This window comes from Streptomyces sp. NPDC058291 (genome assembly GCF_042880855.1).
Classification (GTDB): Bacteria; Actinomycetota; Actinomycetes; order Streptomycetales; family Streptomycetaceae; genus Streptomyces.
Genome location: NZ_JBHVYK010000130.1, coordinates 1 through 15787 on the forward strand (window position 1 = coordinate 1; position 15787 = coordinate 15787).

At 72.5% G+C, this 15787-nt stretch carries 16 protein-coding genes and 3 pseudogenes; 11 read left to right on the forward strand and 8 right to left on the reverse strand.

The annotated features are described in order from the left end of the window. A partial coding sequence (locus ACFVYK_RS36010; RefSeq protein ID WP_389780955.1) for a hypothetical protein occupies nucleotides 1-183 on the reverse strand: 183 nt, incomplete at its 3' end. Beyond that, on the reverse strand, nucleotides 171-536 hold the full coding sequence (locus ACFVYK_RS36015; protein WP_389780956.1) for a nuclear transport factor 2 family protein: 366 nt from the start codon (nucleotides 534-536) through the stop codon (nucleotides 171-173). The genes ACFVYK_RS36010 and ACFVYK_RS36015, both read right to left, overlap by 13 nt. A gap of 172 nt (nucleotides 537-708) precedes the next feature. On the opposite strand from ACFVYK_RS36015, the gene ACFVYK_RS36020 reads away from it, so the two are divergent. Further along, nucleotides 709-996, forward strand: a complete 288-nt coding sequence (locus tag ACFVYK_RS36020; protein WP_389780957.1) for a hypothetical protein — start codon at nucleotides 709-711, stop codon at nucleotides 994-996. Between the two features lie 126 nt (nucleotides 997-1122). Here the strand turns inward: ACFVYK_RS36020 and ACFVYK_RS36025 are convergent. After that, nucleotides 1123-2294: pseudogene (locus tag ACFVYK_RS36025) on the reverse strand (ATP-binding cassette domain-containing protein); the annotation flags it as partial. A gap of 159 nt (nucleotides 2295-2453) precedes the next feature. On the opposite strand from ACFVYK_RS36025, the gene ACFVYK_RS36030 reads away from it, so the two are divergent. From ACFVYK_RS36030 to ACFVYK_RS36045, 4 genes are all read left to right on the forward strand, one after another. Then, the gene (locus ACFVYK_RS36030) at nucleotides 2454-3539 is read left to right on the forward strand and encodes an S-(hydroxymethyl)mycothiol dehydrogenase (protein WP_389780958.1); all 1086 of its coding nucleotides are present in this window, start codon (nucleotides 2454-2456) and stop codon (nucleotides 3537-3539) included. Then, nucleotides 3539-4168, forward strand: coding sequence for an MBL fold metallo-hydrolase (locus tag ACFVYK_RS36035; protein ID WP_389780959.1), 630 nt, complete (start codon nucleotides 3539-3541; stop codon nucleotides 4166-4168). Before ACFVYK_RS36030 ends, ACFVYK_RS36035 begins: the two co-directional genes overlap by 1 nt. 130 nt (nucleotides 4169-4298) lie before the next feature. Next, nucleotides 4299-5213, forward strand: coding sequence for an SDR family oxidoreductase (locus ACFVYK_RS36040; RefSeq protein WP_389780960.1), 915 nt, complete (start codon nucleotides 4299-4301; stop codon nucleotides 5211-5213). A 206-nt stretch (nucleotides 5214-5419) separates the two neighbouring features. Further along, nucleotides 5420-6115 carry a L,D-transpeptidase family protein gene (locus ACFVYK_RS36045; protein WP_389780961.1) on the forward strand — a complete coding sequence of 232 codons (696 nt, stop codon included), beginning with the start codon at nucleotides 5420-5422 and terminating at the stop codon, nucleotides 6113-6115. A 47-nt stretch (nucleotides 6116-6162) separates the two neighbouring features. On the opposite strand, the gene ACFVYK_RS36050 is transcribed toward ACFVYK_RS36045, so the two are convergent. Further along, a complete protein-coding gene (locus ACFVYK_RS36050; protein WP_389780969.1) occupies nucleotides 6163-7365 on the reverse strand; it encodes a Gfo/Idh/MocA family protein in 1203 nt (400 codons plus the stop codon). Between the two features lie 231 nt (nucleotides 7366-7596). Here ACFVYK_RS36050 and ACFVYK_RS36055 point away from each other — a divergent pair, with 231 nt between their 5' ends. Both ACFVYK_RS36055 and ACFVYK_RS36060 read left to right on the forward strand, forming a co-directional pair. Next, nucleotides 7597-8757: an ROK family protein gene (locus ACFVYK_RS36055; RefSeq protein WP_389780962.1), complete on the forward strand. Its 1161-nt coding sequence runs from the start codon at nucleotides 7597-7599 to the stop codon at nucleotides 8755-8757. Between the two features lie 166 nt (nucleotides 8758-8923). After that, nucleotides 8924-9094 carry a hypothetical protein gene (locus ACFVYK_RS36060; RefSeq protein ID WP_389780963.1) on the forward strand — a complete coding sequence of 57 codons (171 nt, stop codon included), beginning with the start codon at nucleotides 8924-8926 and terminating at the stop codon, nucleotides 9092-9094. Between the two features lie 168 nt (nucleotides 9095-9262). Here ACFVYK_RS36060 and ACFVYK_RS36065 read toward each other — a convergent pair whose 3' ends face one another. After that, nucleotides 9263-10660, reverse strand: coding sequence for a S1 family peptidase (locus tag ACFVYK_RS36065; RefSeq protein WP_389780964.1), 1398 nt, complete (start codon nucleotides 10658-10660; stop codon nucleotides 9263-9265). Between the two features lie 236 nt (nucleotides 10661-10896). Between ACFVYK_RS36065 and ACFVYK_RS36070 the strand changes: the two are divergent. Both ACFVYK_RS36070 and ACFVYK_RS36075 read left to right on the forward strand, forming a co-directional pair. Beyond that, nucleotides 10897-11103, forward strand: a pseudogene (locus ACFVYK_RS36070) (glucarate dehydratase); the annotation flags it as partial. Nucleotides 11104-11128: 25 nt separating this feature from the next. Beyond that, nucleotides 11129-11509, forward strand: coding sequence for a PPOX class F420-dependent oxidoreductase (locus ACFVYK_RS36075; protein WP_389780965.1), 381 nt, complete (start codon nucleotides 11129-11131; stop codon nucleotides 11507-11509). A 454-nt stretch (nucleotides 11510-11963) separates the two neighbouring features. On the opposite strand, the gene ACFVYK_RS36080 is transcribed toward ACFVYK_RS36075, so the two are convergent. The 3 genes from ACFVYK_RS36080 to ACFVYK_RS36090 all read right to left on the reverse strand — a co-directional run bounded on the left by ACFVYK_RS36080 (nucleotide 11964) and on the right by ACFVYK_RS36090 (nucleotide 14305). Next, nucleotides 11964-12392, reverse strand: a complete 429-nt coding sequence (locus tag ACFVYK_RS36080; protein ID WP_389780966.1) for a Zn-ribbon domain-containing OB-fold protein — start codon at nucleotides 12390-12392, stop codon at nucleotides 11964-11966. A 161-nt stretch (nucleotides 12393-12553) separates the two neighbouring features. Next, on the reverse strand, nucleotides 12554-13336 hold the full coding sequence (locus ACFVYK_RS36085) for a TetR family transcriptional regulator (protein WP_389780970.1): 783 nt from the start codon (nucleotides 13334-13336) through the stop codon (nucleotides 12554-12556). Nucleotides 13337-13456: 120 nt separating this feature from the next. Beyond that, nucleotides 13457-14305, reverse strand: a complete 849-nt coding sequence (locus tag ACFVYK_RS36090) for a bifunctional methylenetetrahydrofolate dehydrogenase/methenyltetrahydrofolate cyclohydrolase (RefSeq protein WP_389780967.1) — start codon at nucleotides 14303-14305, stop codon at nucleotides 13457-13459. Between the two features lie 164 nt (nucleotides 14306-14469). Between ACFVYK_RS36090 and ACFVYK_RS36095 the strand changes: the two genes are divergently transcribed. Together ACFVYK_RS36095 and ACFVYK_RS36100 are read left to right on the forward strand one after the other, a co-directional pair. Next, a complete protein-coding gene (locus ACFVYK_RS36095; RefSeq protein ID WP_389780968.1) occupies nucleotides 14470-15297 on the forward strand; it encodes a hypothetical protein in 828 nt (275 codons plus the stop codon). Nucleotides 15298-15404: 107 nt separating this feature from the next. Next, nucleotides 15405-15787: pseudogene (locus ACFVYK_RS36100) on the forward strand (peptidoglycan-binding protein); the annotation flags it as partial.

The following is a 15787-nucleotide window of genomic DNA, read 5'->3' on the forward strand; positions in this document are numbered from 1 at the left end:
GCGCGGCCCCGCCCACCCGTTCCGCAGCAGGGCGACGCGGACGCGCCGGCCCGCCGACGAAGCCGGCGCCGGCAGCCGGGAAGGGCCCGCACGCGACCGTCCCAGCCGAGCCGTCGCCGAGAAGGTCCAGGTCAGCCGTGAGGTGACCTGGACCCTCGCGGTCTTCCTCCCTACTCGTCCCATGCCTGGATCATCGTCTGCTCGACGATCTTGCCGTCCCGCAGCGTGATCATCGACTCGGAGAGCACGCGCACGCCGTCCGCGTACCGACAGGACTCGCTGTAGGCGGCGCGATCGCCCTGGACGACGCACTCCTCCAACTTGTGGGTCATGTCCCGGCTGTAGACGTCGTCGAGCATCTGGGCGATCTCGTCCCGGCCGTGCAACGTCCTGGGCCGGCTCGGTTGCGCCTGGTGGTCGACGACACGCACCTCCGCGTCGTCGGCGTAGAGCGACAGCAATGTCGTCGGGGTCCGTCCTTCTATGCCCCTGCGCAGGGTCTCGGTGTCGAAGGCGGAGCCTGCCGCGGTGCCCATGGTGACCTCCTCCGAGGGCCGCGACCCGACGGGAGGAGGGGCCGCCGGACCCTCACCTTCGAGGCTCCTCCCGCCCGCCGGACTCGGCAAGCGGGGCCGCCCTCCTCCGCCTGTCGAGTGAGCGCGGGCCGCCGCCCGTGTCCCGCGGGGCGTCCACGGCGTTGCTGAGGACATGATCTCCACTCGACGCATCGCCGCAATCGCCGCTCTCGCCGCCGGGGTCGCGGGTCTCGCGGCGCCCATGGCGAGCGCGGCCGACGCCCCGGCCGCCGGACAGCTCAACCCGATGACCACGCTGGACACGCTGGTCGCGGACCAGATCCCGGCGGAGCACCGGGCCGAACTCCCCCCGCTCTCCCGGCAGCTCGGCGAGCTGAACAAGGTGACCCAGCTGCAGCAGCTGAACGCACTGCACCAGGTCACCGACCTCGTCGCCCCGGTCACCGGGCTGCTGACCTGAGCGTCGCGATCCGTCCCCGCGGGGGCCGTCCGGACCACCGGGCGGCCCCCGCACCCGTGCACCCCGCCCATCGGCCCCGCGGTCCGGCCCGGACGCCGTCCGGAGCGAGCACGCCCGACCGGCTCGGTCGACCGTCGCGAAAAACTGGGTCGCCGCGAGCTCCGCGTAGAGCGGGACGCCCGCCACCAGCTCGCGGTGCGTGCCCACCGCGCACACCCGTCCTGCGTCCATGACGACGATCCGGTCGGCCGTCGTGACCGTCGACAACCGGTGGGCGACCACCAGGACGGTCGTCGTGCGGGCGACGTCGGCGGCGGTGTCGCGCAGCGCCGCCTCGTTCACGGCGTCCAGCTGGGAGGTGGCCTCGTCCAGCAACAGCAGCCGGGGGCGGCGCAGCAGGGCGCGGGCGATGGCCACCCTCCCCCAGTGCCTCAACGGCCTGGGGGCACCCCCAGCCGCTCTCCGCCGGACAGCCTGGTGCCGCGGTGCCCGACCAGCGTCTCCAGCCCCTGTGGCAGCCTGGCGACGAGCTCGTCCAGCCGGGTCGTCTTCAGCACGGCGCGCACGGTGTCGTCGTCCGTCTCGGCGTTTCCCAGTACGAGGTTGTCGCGCAGCGAGCCCGACAGGACGGGAGCGTCCTGCTCCACGTAGCCGATGCAGGAGCGCAGATGCGACAGTTCCCACTCGGCGAGGTCGCGCCCGTCCAGGGCGATCGTGCCGGACTCGGGCTCGTAGAACCGCTCGATGAGCGAGAACACCGTGGTCTTGCCCGCGCCCGAGGGTCCGACGAACGCGGTCATGCCCCGGGCCGGCACGGCGAACGTCACGCCGTGGTGGACGGGGGGCAGGTCGTCGGCGTAGCGGAAACGGACGTCGGCGAGGGAGTCGGTGGTGACCTCGCGCAGCAGCGTCGTGGCGGAGGTGATGCGGGCCATCAGATCGCCGGGCTCGCTGCGGTCCACCGCCGTGATCCGCAGCCGCGGCAGATACGACGACGGCGCGCGCCGCCCCCTCAGCACCACCGACTCGGCCGTCCGCCGCAACACGTACGAACCCACGGCTCCCACCGCCGAGTTGGCCACGACCAGGGCCGTCAGGGCGAGCAACGCGCCGGCGATCGACCGGTCATGACCCAGGTCGTCGATCAACTCCCTTGCCACGAGCGGCAGCAGGAGCCCGGTGGCCCCGGTCACGAGCGAGAGCGCCGCGCCGGCGAGGAGGGCGCGGCGATGCGGCCGCACATAGTCGACCAGCAGCCGCCACGGGGGCCGGTCGCCGGCGGTCGGGGCGATGGTCAGGGGGCTCCTCGGAGGGTTCGGGGAGAGCCTCCAGGCTACGTCGGCGGCCGGCGCGCGCGGGTTCGGGCCGCCGGACGGCCCCGTCGCCCGTGCCCTTACCGATCAGTCACGCGTAGGGTCGGCACCGGGACGATGACCGCCGACGAAAGGGGCAGCAGCATGCCGCAGGAAGTGCGCGGGGTGATCGCGCCGGGTCGCGACGAACCGGTGCGCGTGGAGACGATCGTGATCCCGGATCCCGGTCCGGGCGAGGCCGTGGTGAAGATCCAGGCCTGCGGGGTCTGTCACACCGACCTGCACTACAAGCAGGGCGGGATCAACGACGAGTTCCCCTTCCTGCTCGGGCATGAGGCGGCGGGTGTGGTGGAGTCGGTCGGCGAGGGCGTCGTGGACGTCGCGCCGGGCGACTTCGTGATCCTGAACTGGCGGGCCGTGTGCGGGCGGTGCCGGGCCTGTCGGCGCGGGCGCCCCTGGTACTGCTTCGACACCCACAACGCCGAGCAGCGGATGACCCTCACCGACGGCACCGAGCTGTCCCCGGCCCTCGGCATCGGCGCTTTCGCGGAGAAGACGCTGGTGGCGGCCGGGCAGTGCACGAAGGTCGACGCGTCGGTGTCGCCCGCGGTGGCCGGCCTGCTGGGCTGCGGTGTCATGGCGGGCATCGGTGCCGCGATCAACACCGGCAACGTCGGCCGCGGCGACTCGGTTGCGGTGATCGGCTGCGGCGGAGTCGGCGACGCGGCGATCGCGGGGTCCCGGCTGGCCGGCGCGGCGAAGATCATCGCCGTCGACATCGACGACCGCAAGCTGGAGACGGCGCGCGCCATGGGCGCCACGCACACCGTGAACTCCAGGGCCACCGACGCCGTCGAGGCGATCCGGGAGCTGACCGGCGGGTTCGGCGCGGACGTGGTGATCGAGGCCGTCGGCCGCCCGGAGACGTACCAACAGGCTTTCCACGCCCGCGACCTGGCCGGCACGGTCGTCCTGGTCGGCGTGCCCACCCCCGAGATGAAGCTCGAACTGCCGCTGCTGGACGTGTTCGGACGCGGCGGCGCGCTGAAGTCGTCCTGGTACGGCGACTGTCTGCCCTCCCGCGACTTCCCCATGCTCATCGACCTGCATCTGCAGGGCCGCCTGGACCTGGGCGCGTTCGTGACCGAGACGATCGAACTCGACCAGGTGGAGAAGGCGTTCGAGCGGATGCACCACGGTGACGTCCTGCGTTCCGTGGTGGTGCTCTGATGGCCGCGCGCATCGAACGTCTCGTCACCTCGGGGCAGTTCCGGCTCGACGGCGGCGCCTGGGACGTGGACAACAACGTGTGGATCGTCGGCGACGACCACGAGGCCGTCGTCATCGACGCCGCCCATGACGCCACCGCCATCGCCGAGGCCGTCGGCGACCGGCGGCTGACCGCCATCGTGTGCACCCACGCCCACAACGACCACGTCGGCGCGGCCCCCGCCCTCGCGGACCTCACGGGTGCGACGATCTGGCTGCACCCCGACGACCTCCCGCTGTGGAAGCTCACCCACCCCGACCGCGACCCCGACGCCCACCTCGTCGACGGCCAGGTCATCGAGGCCGCCGGCGCCGACCTCACCGTCCTGCACACGCCCGGGCACGCGCCCGGCGCCGTGTGCCTGTACGACCCCGGGCTCGGGGTGCTGTTCACCGGCGACACCCTCTTCCAGGGCGGCCCCGGCGCCACCGGCCGCTCCTACTCCCACTTCCCGACGATCATCACGTCCATCAGGGACCGGCTGCTCGCCCTGCCGCCCGAGACGAAGGTGCTGACCGGGCACGGGGACGCGACCACCATCGGGGCCGAGGCGCCCCACCTGGAGGAGTGGATCGCCCGGGGGCACTGAGCCGGGCGCACGGCACGGCTGCGACCCGGCCGGGTGAGAGCCGCCGAAAGGCGACAGAAGATGTCCGGCATTCCCTGGACCATCGAGGCGACGCCACTGCCGCGAGGACACGGGAACAGGGAGGCCGGACATGTCTGGGCCGCTGCAAGGCAAGGTCGCACTGGTGGCGGGGGCCACCCGGGGCGCGGGACGAGGCATCGCCGTGGAGCTGGGGGCGGCCGGCGCCACCGTGTACGTCACCGGGCGCACCACCCGCGAACGGCGCTCCGAGTACGACCGCCCCGAGACGATCGAGGACACCGCCGACCTGGTCACCGAGGCGGGGGGCCGCGGCATCGCCGTCCCCACCGACCACCTCGAACCCGCCCTGGTCCGCGCCCTCGTCGACCGCATCGCGCGGGAACAGGACCGCCTCGACGTCCTCGTCAACGACGTCTGGGGCGGCGAGGACCTCTTCCAGTGGGACACCCCCGTCTGGGAGCACGACCTCGACAACGGGCTGCGGCTGCTGCGGCTCGCCGTCGAGACCCATCTCGTCACCAGCCACCACGCGCTCCCGCTGTTGCTGCGCCGGCCGGGCGGGCTGGTCGTCGAGACGACCGACGGCACCGCCGAGTACAACCGCGACACCTACCGCGTGAACCTCTTCTACGACCTCGCCAAGACGTCCGTCCTGCGCATGGCGTTCGCCCTGGCCCATGAGATGGGACCCCGTCAGGCGACCGCCGTCGCGCTCACCCCCGGCTGGCTGCGCTCGGAGTTGATGCTCGACCGGTTCGGCGTCCGCGAGGACAACTGGCGTGACGCCCTCGACCGTGTGCCCCACTTCGCCATCTCCGAGACGCCCCGCTACGTCGGCCGGGCCGTCGCCGCCCTCGCCGCCGACCCCGGCGTCGCCCGGTTCAACGGACACTCCCTCTCCAGCGGCGGCCTCGCCCGCGAGTACGGTTTCACCGACCTCGACGGGAGCCGCCCGGACGCCTGGCGCTATCTGGTCGAGGTCCAGGACGCCGGAAAGCCGGCGGACACCACCGGCTACCGCTGAGCCTTTCGCCCGCACACCGCTATGACCGCCCCGGCGGTGACGGCCGCGGCGGCCGGCCGTAGGCTGCCCGGCGGGCGCAGGGCGGGCGGGCCGACGGGCGGCGAAGTTCACCGTTTCGTCACAGCCTGTCGTCCGGTACAACCGCGGCCCGCGCCAAGCGGTCTACCACTGTGAGATCGACACGACGTGCCAGGGAGAGGGCAGCCATGGGGGACATACGCGGACGAGGGGTCGTCGCGCTGGGGGTCACCGGACTCATCGCGCCGCTGACGCTCGCGCTGGGCGCGGCGCCGGCGCAGGCGGCGAGCTGTACGACGCAGGCCGGGCCGTACCAGAAGCAGGTGGAGAAGTTCCTCGGCCGGCCCGTGGACGGCAGGCAGTCGAGCGCCGACTGCAGCGCCGTCCGGGCCTTCCAGAACAAGCACGGCATCACCCCGAACATCGGCTACGCCGGGCCCGTCACCTGGGGCGTGATGGACCTGATGAACAAGCAGAAGGCGGTCGGCAACAAGCCCAACAAGTCCGGCGCCTGCCCGACGAACAAGGGCCGCATCGCCTGCGTCAACCTCACCCTGCAGATCAGCTGGATCCAGGACGGCAGCAGGCTCGTCTACGGGCCCGTCCCCGTGCGCACCGGGCGCGACGGGTACGAGACGCGCACCGGTCTGAAGAAGATCTACTGGCGCCACATCAACCACGTATCGACCATCTACAACGTGTCCATGCCCTACAGCCAGTTCTTCGACGGCGGCCAGGCGTTCCACTCGGTCGGCCTGAGCATGTGGAACCCGCCGGGCTCCCACGGCTGCGTCAACATGACGTCGACGACCGCCAAGAAGTACTGGTCCCTGCTGAAGAACGGCGACGACGTCTTCGTGTACGGCCGCAAGCCGGGCACCTGAGACCGCTCGCGCCCCGGAGACGGCCCGGGCGCCCGGCGTCCCGGGCGTCACGCCTTCGGGGCGTCCCCGAAGTCCGGGATGTCCAGCCGTGCGCCTCCCTGTCTCGCGGACTCGTGCGCGACGACGCCCGGCAGCGTGTAGCGGGCCGCGACCCAGGCGTTGACGGACGGCAGCGTGCGGCCGTTCACCGCGGTGACGAAGTCGTCCACCAGGAAGTGATGGCTGCCCTCGTGGCCGTTGTGCAGCTCGTCGAACTCCCGCGGCAGCCGTGAGCGGTCGTGCACCGGCGCCGAGCCCGAGGTGAAGGCGGCCCGCAACTCGGGCGCGACGTGCCGCAGCGACGGGTCGTCGGCGGACATCGTCGGCTTGGGCTCCAGCAGTTCGCTGATGTCCTGCACGCCCTTCTTGTCCTGCCACAGCGCCACCGTCGCGAGCTGTTCCATGCTCGCCTCCGTGCCGAAGAAGCGGAAGCGGGACTCCCGGATGTGCGAGGGGTAGCCCACCCGCCGGAACTCGTTGGTGCGGAACGACCCGCCGCCCGCCACCTCGAACAGCGCGGTGGCGTTCGAGAAGTCGTTGTCGAACCGGCTGACCTCCTTGTCGAAGACGCCGTCCCCGCGCTCGTCGACGACGCCGATGGCCGACACGCTCACCGCGTGCGTGCGCCAGGCGCCCAGCACCCCGCCCACCGAGTGCGTCGGGTAGAGCAGCGGGGGATAGCTGGCGGTCGTCTTCCAGCCCTCGCCGCCGCTGTAGCGGTACGCGTCGTAGAACCCCAGATCCATGTCGTGGACGTAGTCGCCCTCGGCGTAGAAGATCCGCCCGAAGGCGCCCTCGGCGATCTGGTTGCGGGCGTGCACGGTCGCCGGGTTGTACTGGCTGGTCTCGCCCATCATGTACGTCAGCCCGGTCGCCCTGACCGCGTCGATGATCGCCGCGATCTCCTCCACGGTGATCGCCATGGGCACGGCGGAGTACACGTGCTTGCCGGCGTTCAGCCCTTGGAGGACCAGCGGCCCGTGCGTCCAGCGCTGGGTGAAGACGGCGACCGCGTCCACCGCGTCCGACTCCAGCATGGCCTCGTACGACGGGAGGACGCCCGTGAGGCCTTCGGACGCGGCGAGTCGCTCGGCCCGTTCGGGGAGCAGGTCGGTGACGTACACGTCGCCGACGCCGGGGTGGGCCAGGAACAGCCTGGCGAACTGGCCGGAGAACTGTCCGGCGCCGACGATGCCGAGGGAGAACGTCATGGGGAGCGTGCCCTTCACTGGTCGAGAATCGGGTTGGTCCGGCTGTTGGCCGGCTGCCGGCTCGGCTGCCCGTCCGGTCCAGGCGGTGGCTCGATCCCGGCCACTTACTTTTGAGGCGAAATAATCCAGGCGTCAAGGGGTGGGACGCCATGACTTCTCATCGGCCCGGTGGCACCTATAGTGATCTGAATAGTTTCGTTCCAAAAGAAAAACGGGTGGGAGTGTGACCTTGTGACCACGGACACCGCCAGCTGGCTGCCGCTGAGCGCGGGGGAGCGCTCCGTCGCGATCGAGGTGCTCCTCCATGGACCGCTCTCGCGCACCGAGCTGTCGCGGCGGCTGAGTCTGTCCGCGGGCAGTCTCACCCGGCTGACCAAGCCGCTGATCGAGTCCGGTCTGCTGGTCGAGGCGCCCGAGGCCGGCCTCGCGGCCGAAACCCGGCAGGGCCGCCCCTCGCAGCCGCTCGACGTGGTCGCCGAGTCCCGCTCGTTCATCGGCTTCAAGATCACCGATGACATGGTGTACGGCGTCGTCACCACCCTCAGGAGCGAGGTGATCGCCCGCCACGACCGCCCGCTCGCCTCGCTCGATCCCGCCGGGGTCGTCGGCGTGCTGGGGGAGATGGCCGACGAGCTGGCCCGCGCCCACCCGCGTCTCGCGGGCGTCGGCATCGGCGTCGGCGGGCTCGTCCGGGACCGCGCGGTCGTGGGGGACTCGCCGTTCCTGGGGTGGCGGGACGTCCCGCTGGCCGCTCTGGTCGGGGAGCGCACCGGGCTGCCGGTCGTCGTCGAGAACGACGTGGCCGCGCTGGTGGAGTCCGAGACGTGGTTCGGCGCCGGCCGCGGCCTCGACCGTTTCGTGGTCCTCACCATCGGCGCCGGCATCGGCTACGGGCTGGTCCTGGCCGGCCGGCGGGTTCCGTGCGCGGAGGAGGACCGCGGGTTCGGGCGGCACTGGATCCTGGACCCCGGCGGCCCGCTCACCCCGGACGGGGAGCGCGGCAGCGCGGTGTCGCTGCTGACGGTCCCCAGCATCCGCTACCAGGTCCAGGCGGCCACCGGGCGCACGTGGAGCTACGAGGAGATCCTCGCCCGGGCCGCCGCCGGGGAGCCGATGCCCGCCCGGGTCGTGGACGAGGCGGCCCGCGCGCTCGGGGTGCTGGTCGCGCAGATCGCCAACTTCGTCATGCCGGAGAAGATCCTGCTGGCCGGGGAGGGGGTCGGCCTGATGGACGTCGGCGGTGCGACGGTGGAGGCGGCCATCCGCGCGCACCGGCATCCGCTGGCGGCCCCTGTCGCGCTGGAGACGAAGGTGTCCGACTTCCACGACTGGGCCCGCGGGGCCGCGGTGCTGGCGATCCAGGTCCTGGTGCTGGGGGCGGCGCAGGGGTGAACGTCCCGAGCGCGGGGCCGATGAGTGCGCGGTGCGCACTGATGCTTCCGGATGAAGTGTGCTCAAGGGGTTGACAGATGGACGTGATCAGTAACACGTCCGATATGTCCTGTTTATTCGGGATGACTCACCTGGCCTTCACGCCCGACGCCCTAAGATTCACACCATGTCCACCACTGTTGAAACGCGCTCCGAGCGATCGGCGGCCGAGGTCAACGAGGAGATCCGGGCCCTGTGGTTCCGGTCGGGCGGGACACTGAGCGTCGAGCAGCGCGCGGAGTACCAGCGGCTCGTCCTGGAGTGGGCCGCCGCTCCGCAGTCCGCCGAAGCGGCCTGACGGCCGGACCGGTCGACGGCCCGGCCGCCGACCGGCCGCGCGGCTCCCGCCTCGCGACCGCGTCCCGGGAGATCCCGGGCGTACGGCCCTCCTCCTCGCACTGCCCCGGCCGTCCTCCTCGGCCCGTCGGCCCCGCTCCTCCCCGCCTCGGCCGGGACTCGGACGGTGTCACCCCCAGGTCGCCGAGTAGTGACGCTGGTAAGCCTTGCGGTCCTGCTCGGCGCGGAAGTACCGGGTCGCCACCAGGGCGACCATGCTCCCCGCGATCACCAGCAGCCCGGGGCCGACGTTCCTCGGGTCGGTGAGCCGTGCCGCCAGGGACACCTCGCCGCCGACGCCCGTCACCGGCGTCGTCGAGCCCGGGGAGACCGAGCCCGGAGCGATCGCCGCCTGCGTGGGGGAGGACGACGGCGCGGGCCCGGCGGAGGACGCCTGCTTGCCGCTCTGGGCGTTGTCGGAGGGGGCGGCCACGATCAGCTGAACGCCGAGCTGGGCCAGCGCCTTCGTGACCGGCTGGAAGAACGTCGTGCCGCCCGTCGTGCAGTCGCCGCTGCCGCCCGAGGTGACGCCGAGCGCGACGCCCTCGGAGAACATCGGCCCGCCGCTGTCGCCCGGTTCGGCGCACACGTTCGTCTCGATGAGCCCGCTGACCGTGCCCTCCGGGTAGTTCACCGTGGCGTCCAGGCCGGTGACCTGACCGTCGTGCAGCCCGCTGGTGCTGCCGCTGCGGAACACCCGCTGCCCCACGGCCGCTTCGGCCGTGCCCGTGATGCGCACCCCGTTGCCGTTGCCGATCGCCACCACGTCGGCGCCGTCGCCGGCCTTGCCGCTCGCGTACTGCACCAGCGAGAAGTCGCTGCCGGGAAAGTTGGAGTTGACGGTCTGGCCCACCTGCCGCCGGGCCTGGTTGTCGGCGAACCAGGTCGAGCCGGTCGGCCCGCAGTGCCCGGCGGTGAGGATGAAGTCGTTCGTCCCGTTCGTCACGTTGAAGCCGGCCGAACAGCGTCCGCCGGTCGACAGGATGGGCTGCGCGCCGTTGATCCGGGTGGTGAACTCGCCGGCGGTGCGCTCCATGCGCACGAAGCTGCCGATCCCGGCGGCGGTGTCCGTCAGCCGCGACCAGTCGGAGGCCGACACGGTCTTGTCGGCCTGCACGACGACCTGGTTCGTCCGGTAGTCCATCACCCAGGCCGTGCCGGGCACCCTGGGCGCCGACCGCAGGGTCGCCGTGGCCGACTTGAGCTCGTTCATGCTGTGCGGGACGATCTTCGCCTCGACGCCCGCCGCCCGGACCGTGTCGGCCGTTCCGGCGTCGGTGACCGCGACCACCGGCCGACCGTCGGCGGCGATCCAGGTGCCCGCGGTGCGTGCGGCGCCGAGCTTCTCGACGAGGGCCGCCCCCGGATTGGTGACCACGGACTCGGCGGCGCTGCGCGGCGTCGCCTTCGCGGCGGGCGGCTCGCTCGCCATGGCCGCCTGCGTGACCATGGCCCCTCCCAGGAGGAGTCCGCCGACCGCCGCCAGCCGGGTCACTCGCCGGACGGTCCGTCGTCGTACGTGCCTCATGCATGGCTCCCGAAACCCTGAATGCGCGGCCTCAACACCGCGGGGCTCTCCGGTCGTTGAGCGCCCTCACCCTGGATACGCACCGGGCCTCGCCAGCGTTCAGACCAGAAGTGATCACCTCACCGGCCGCCCCGCCGCATGCGCTGGGCAGGCGGCGGTTGTCGTGAAGGAGGGACGGTCATGTCTTGACATGCGGAGGAAGCCGTTCGTGGCTTGGCCGGCGTTCAGGGACGTGAAATGACGTGATCGTCCCCGGCGTCCTGGAGCTGAGGGACGGGGAGGTCGCGGTGCCGGCCGGGCCCGGCCTCGGCGTGGAACTCGACCTCGACGCCCTCGACCGACTGCACCGCCGCCACCTCGAAGCCGGGATGCGCCGGCGCGACGACACCGGCCACATGCGGCGGATCCGGCCGGACTACGAACCGCGGCTCCCGAGGTGGTGAGGGGGTCGCTGCCTAGACTGCGGACATGGACGAGAAGGCGATCGAGCGGCTGGCCGCGGGCAAGTACCTGCTGATCACCAGCTACCGGAAGAACGGCACCGGGGTGGCGACCCCCGTGTGGGTGGTGCGCGACGGGGACGCGCTCGGGGCCTGGTCGGCCGCCGACGCGTGGAAGGTCAAGCGGATCCGGGCCCGCGCAGACGTCGTCGTCGGCCCGTGCGACGTGCGCGGGCACCCCACCGGCGAACAGGTCCCGGCGACCGCGGAGATCTGCGACGCGCAGACCACCGCCCGCTACCGCACCCTGCTGGCCCGCAAGTACGGCGTCGTGGGACGGCTCACGCTGTTCGGCAGCAGACTGCGTCGAGGTCTGGAGGGGACCGTGGGGATCCGCATCACGCTCTGAGCGCGCGCAGGGGGCCCGAACCGCACGGTCCGCGCCCCCTCCGTCTCCTGCGCCCTGCGTCCTTTCGGCGCCTCTGCGCCTCAGCGCGGGTGAGCCCTCGCGCTCCTGCGCCGCCGCGTCCTCGGCGCGGGCGGTGTCCGCTACGGCGCGTCCACGACCGTCCGGGTGTCGTCGGGGCGCCCGGCCGCGGCTCGCCGAACTCGTCGGCCGGCGTCAGACGCACGGACTCCTCGGGCTCCCCCGGCGGCCGCGAGCGCGACCACGGCGGGGACACCTGTTCGCCAGGCACGGATCAAGGTCCACTCCTCACCACTGGAGCGCCGGGGTCCCGTCCGTACCGGGAGCCCCGCGGGTTCCGAAGGAAGTGAAAGCGGATCCGGGGGTTGTCTGTGACGGCGGACTCGGTCCGCAGCGGGACACGAATCCGGACACCGCCCCGACGCGGCGCGAAGCTCTAGTGCCAGGCCCGGTACGGCTCGTCGAGGAGTTGGAAGACCGGCTCGCCCCGGACGGGGTCCTTGACGGTGGACAGCCGGACGCGGTCGCCGCTGTGGATGCCGATGAGCGGGCCCATGACCCGGCCGCGGACGACGAACCCCTCGGCCATCTCGACGAGCGACACGTTGCGCGCGGCGGGGGTGTTGCGGTGCACGACGGTGGCGTGACGCACCGTGCCGGCGCCCTCGCTGCGCTCCGTGCACAGGTCGCTGCCCTGGCAGACCGGACACAGGAGGCGGTGGTACATGGCGGTGCCGCACCAGGTGCAGCGCTGGAAGAGGATCGCGTCGCCGTCGGCGCTCACGCGCTCGCCGCTCGCGCGGTCGAGGAGGCCCGCCGCGGAGCCGGCGGCCTGCTGGACGACGTTTCCTGAGTGGTGGTACACGCGGGTCAACTCCCTGCACTCGGCCGGAATCCACGTGCGCGGCTCACCCGTGCACGGACGTGCCCGGTCGACCGTGCCACCGTGCACGCCCACAGGGTATGGCACTCAGTGCCACGCGTAAAGGCACTGCGTACCCCGAAAATGAACGGCTTCTCGCAGGGTCAGTCGCGCCCGAGAGCCGTCTCGATCTCCTGCACCACCCGCCACAGGGGCGCCCCGCGTCGGGACACGATCACGACGACGTCCTCCGGCCGGTCGGCGACGTCCCGCGGCCGGGCGCCCCACGGCCAGTCGTCCCGCGGCCGGTCCCCGGTGTCCCGCGGCCGGTCCCCGGTGTCCCGCGGCCGGTCCTCGGCGTCTCCCGGCCGCTCGTCGCCCGAGGGCGCCGGCGGCGAGCCGAACGCCGACTGCACATACCCGAGCGCGTGGTCCAGGGTGGCGGTCGCCTCGCCCCGTCCGTCCGAACGCAGCCAGGAGCGCAGCGCGTTGTTGTGGGCGGCGACCACCGCGGCCGCGATCACGTCGGCGTGGAGGTGGCCGTCGCGGCGGCCGGTGAAGCGGCCCCGCAGGTACTCGGCGAGGGCGCGCTCGTACCGCCAGACCACCGACAGCTCGTACGCGCGCAGCCCCGGCACCTGCTTGGTGAGCCGGTAGCGCTGCACGGAGAAGGAGGGGTTCTCCGCGTACATCAGCAGCACCAGCCGGGCGGCGTCGCAGACGCGTCGCACCGGCTCGTGCTCCGCCCCGCTCCTGGCGAGGAAAGCGGTCATGTCGGCCAGGCACCGCTCGTGGTCGGGGAAGACCACGTCCTCCTTCGAGGGGAAGTAGCGGAAGAACGAGCGTCGGCCGACCCCCGCGAGCGCCACGATGTCGTCGACGGTGGTCTGCTCGTAGCCCCGCTCCAGGAACAGCCGGAAGGCCGCCGCGACCAGGGCGTCCCGCATGGGCGGCTTGGCCTCCGCCTTGTCAGTGGCGCTCATGCACGGAACGTAACACCTGAGCGACCTCATGGCACTCAGTTCCCTTTGCCGGGGAACCGAGTGCCTGTCCGGCGTCCGTCGGCGTCAGATCCGCTCGGCGGCCTCGACGACGTTGGTCAGCAGCATCGCCCGGGTCATGGGCCCCACCCCGCCGATGGGGGGCGCGAAGGAGCCGGCGACATCGCTCACGTCGGGGTGCACGTCGCCGAGGATGCCTTCGACCGTGCGGGTCAGGCCGACGGAGAGCACGGTCGCGCCCGGCTTGATCCAGTCGGGCCTGACCAGGTGGGCGACCCCGGCCGCGGCCACCACCACGTCCGCCTCGCGAGCGTGCGCGGCCGTGTCCTGGGTGGCCTCGTGGCACAGGGTGACCGTGGCGTGCTCGGTGCTGCGGGTCAGCATGAGCCCCAGCGGACGGCCCACGGTGACCCCGCACCCGATGACGCAGAACTGCTGGCCGGTGATCGGCACGTGGTTGCGGCGCAGCAGGTCGATGATGCCGCGCGGGGTGCAGGGCAGCGGTCCGGGGATGCCCAGCACCAGCCGGCCCAGGTTCGTCGGGTGCAGGCCGTCGGCGTCCTTGACCGGGTCGATCAGCTCCAGCACGGCGTGGGTGTCGATGTGGGCGGGCAGCGGGAGCTGCACGATGAAGCCGGTGCACGCCGGGTCGGCGTTCAGACGCAGCACGGCGGCCTCGACGTCGGCCTGCGAAGCGTCGGCGGGCAGCTCGACCCGGAGGGAGGCGATGCCGACCTGCGCACAGTCGCGGTGCTTGCCGCCGACGTAGGAACGGCTGCCCGCGTCGTCGCCGACGAGAATGGTGCCGAGCCCCGGAGTGACTCCGCGCTCCTTCAACGCCTGCACCCGCAGGGCGAGTTCGCTCTTGATGTCGGCCGCGGCGGCCTTGCCGTCGAGAAGTGTTGCGGTGGTCACGGGAGTCGACGAGCCCTTCGGGAGAAGACGACGGTCCTTTCATCGTACGACCCGTTCGCCCACCGCCGAGCAGGAGTCCCGCCCGCCGCAGCGGTCCCGCGCGGATCGCCGTCGCCGCCTGACGTAACCTTTCGGCACCGTCGCGCAGCCCTCAGGAGTCCCGTATGCCCGCCGCCCGCCCCCGTCTCCTCTATGTCACCGACCTGGGCTACCAGGCGCGCGGGCGCCGCTACGGCGACGAGGACGTCTTCCTCGCCTCCCGGCTGCGCGCCGACTTCGACCTCGCCCTGTGCCATCCGCTGGACGCGGCCGCCCTGATGCACGCCTTCGACGGCGTGGTCGTCCGCAACAGCGGCCCGGTCCTCGCCTACCAGCGGGAGTACGACGCCTTCCGCGACCAGGCGCTGCGCGAAGACGTGCGCGTCTACAACCCGCTCACCGGCCGCGCCGACATGGTCGGCAAGCAGTACCTCGTCGACCTGACCGCCGAGGGCTACCCGGTGATCCCCACCGTCGACCGCCCCGAGGACCTGCACCTGCTGCCCGCGGCCGACCGGTACGTCGTCAAGCCCAAGCTCGGCGCCGACTCCCTGGGCCTGCGGATCGTCGGCCCCGACGCCCTTGCCACCCTGGCCGACGGCTCCACGCTCGTCCAGCCGTGCGTCGACTTCCGCTACGAGGTCTCCTTCACCTACGTCGACCACGACTTCCAGTACGCCCTGCACACCCCGCACCCGGACCGCCGCTGGCAGCTCGAACCGTACGAGCCCACCGTGCGCGATCTGGAGTTCGCCCGTCGTTTCATCGACTGGAACGACCTGGCGCACGGCATCCAGCGCGTCGACGCCTGCCGCGCCCCCGACGGAGAACTGCTGCTGGTGGAGCTGGAGGACCTCAACCCCTACCTGTCGCTGGACGCCCTCGACGACGCCGGTCGGGACGCCTTCGTCGCCGCGACGACCCGCTCCCTGCGCCGCTTCCTCGCCGGGTGAGGACGGCGAGGCGTGCGGTGGGGCGGGGCGGCGGGCGCGGCGTCGGCTGAACCCGGCGGCTCGCAGGCCCGTATCTCTCCCGGGGGACCCACGGGAGGGAGACGAGCGTGCCGACACCGGAGGAACCCGGACAGCCGCATGAACGACCGGTCCTGGAACCCATCCGGGTCCTGCGACCGCGCAACACCGACGTCCTCGCGGAACTGTTCCGCGAGATGACCGAACTGACCGAGCCGGCCGGGGACGCCGACGCCTACGAGGCGATCCCCCTGACGCCCGAGCCGGTCGTCGGCGACGCGGAGACGGAGGAACTGCCGCCGGTGGCCGTGCGCACGGCGACCGCGACGGCGCCCCCCGGCGGCTCGGACTGGACGAGTGAGCCAGGCGGCCCGCGCGCCGCGCCCGGGCTCCGCGGCGGCCAGGCCGAACCCGGCGCCGAGACCGGCGCCGGACCCGGCCGCCGGCCGAGGTCCGGCGACCGGGGCGAGGC

What these genes read in the sequence shown, in the direction of transcription:
- ACFVYK_RS36085 (WP_389780970.1), bottom strand. Translation starts at nt 13,336, where the DNA reads ATGCGGGACGCCCTGGTCGCGGCGGCCTTCCGGCTGTTCCTGGAGCGG.
- ACFVYK_RS36065 (WP_389780964.1), bottom strand. Translation starts at nt 10,660, where the DNA reads ATGAGGCACGTACGACGACGGACCGTCCGGCGAGTGACCCGGCTGGCG.
- ACFVYK_RS36075 (WP_389780965.1), top strand. Translation starts at nt 11,129, where the DNA reads ATGGACGAGAAGGCGATCGAGCGGCTGGCCGCGGGCAAGTACCTGCTG.
- ACFVYK_RS36040 (WP_389780960.1), top strand. Translation starts at nt 4,299, where the DNA reads ATGTCTGGGCCGCTGCAAGGCAAGGTCGCACTGGTGGCGGGGGCCACC.
- ACFVYK_RS36035 (WP_389780959.1), top strand. Translation starts at nt 3,539, where the DNA reads ATGGCCGCGCGCATCGAACGTCTCGTCACCTCGGGGCAGTTCCGGCTC.
- ACFVYK_RS36020 (WP_389780957.1), top strand. Translation starts at nt 709, where the DNA reads ATGATCTCCACTCGACGCATCGCCGCAATCGCCGCTCTCGCCGCCGGG.
- ACFVYK_RS36095 (WP_389780968.1), top strand. Translation starts at nt 14,470, where the DNA reads ATGCCCGCCGCCCGCCCCCGTCTCCTCTATGTCACCGACCTGGGCTAC.
- ACFVYK_RS36030 (WP_389780958.1), top strand. Translation starts at nt 2,454, where the DNA reads ATGCCGCAGGAAGTGCGCGGGGTGATCGCGCCGGGTCGCGACGAACCG.
- ACFVYK_RS36050 (WP_389780969.1), bottom strand. Translation starts at nt 7,365, where the DNA reads ATGACGTTCTCCCTCGGCATCGTCGGCGCCGGACAGTTCTCCGGCCAG.
- ACFVYK_RS36015 (WP_389780956.1), bottom strand. Translation starts at nt 536, where the DNA reads ATGGGCACCGCGGCAGGCTCCGCCTTCGACACCGAGACCCTGCGCAGG.
- ACFVYK_RS36045 (WP_389780961.1), top strand. Translation starts at nt 5,420, where the DNA reads ATGGGGGACATACGCGGACGAGGGGTCGTCGCGCTGGGGGTCACCGGA.
- ACFVYK_RS36060 (WP_389780963.1), top strand. Translation starts at nt 8,924, where the DNA reads ATGTCCACCACTGTTGAAACGCGCTCCGAGCGATCGGCGGCCGAGGTC.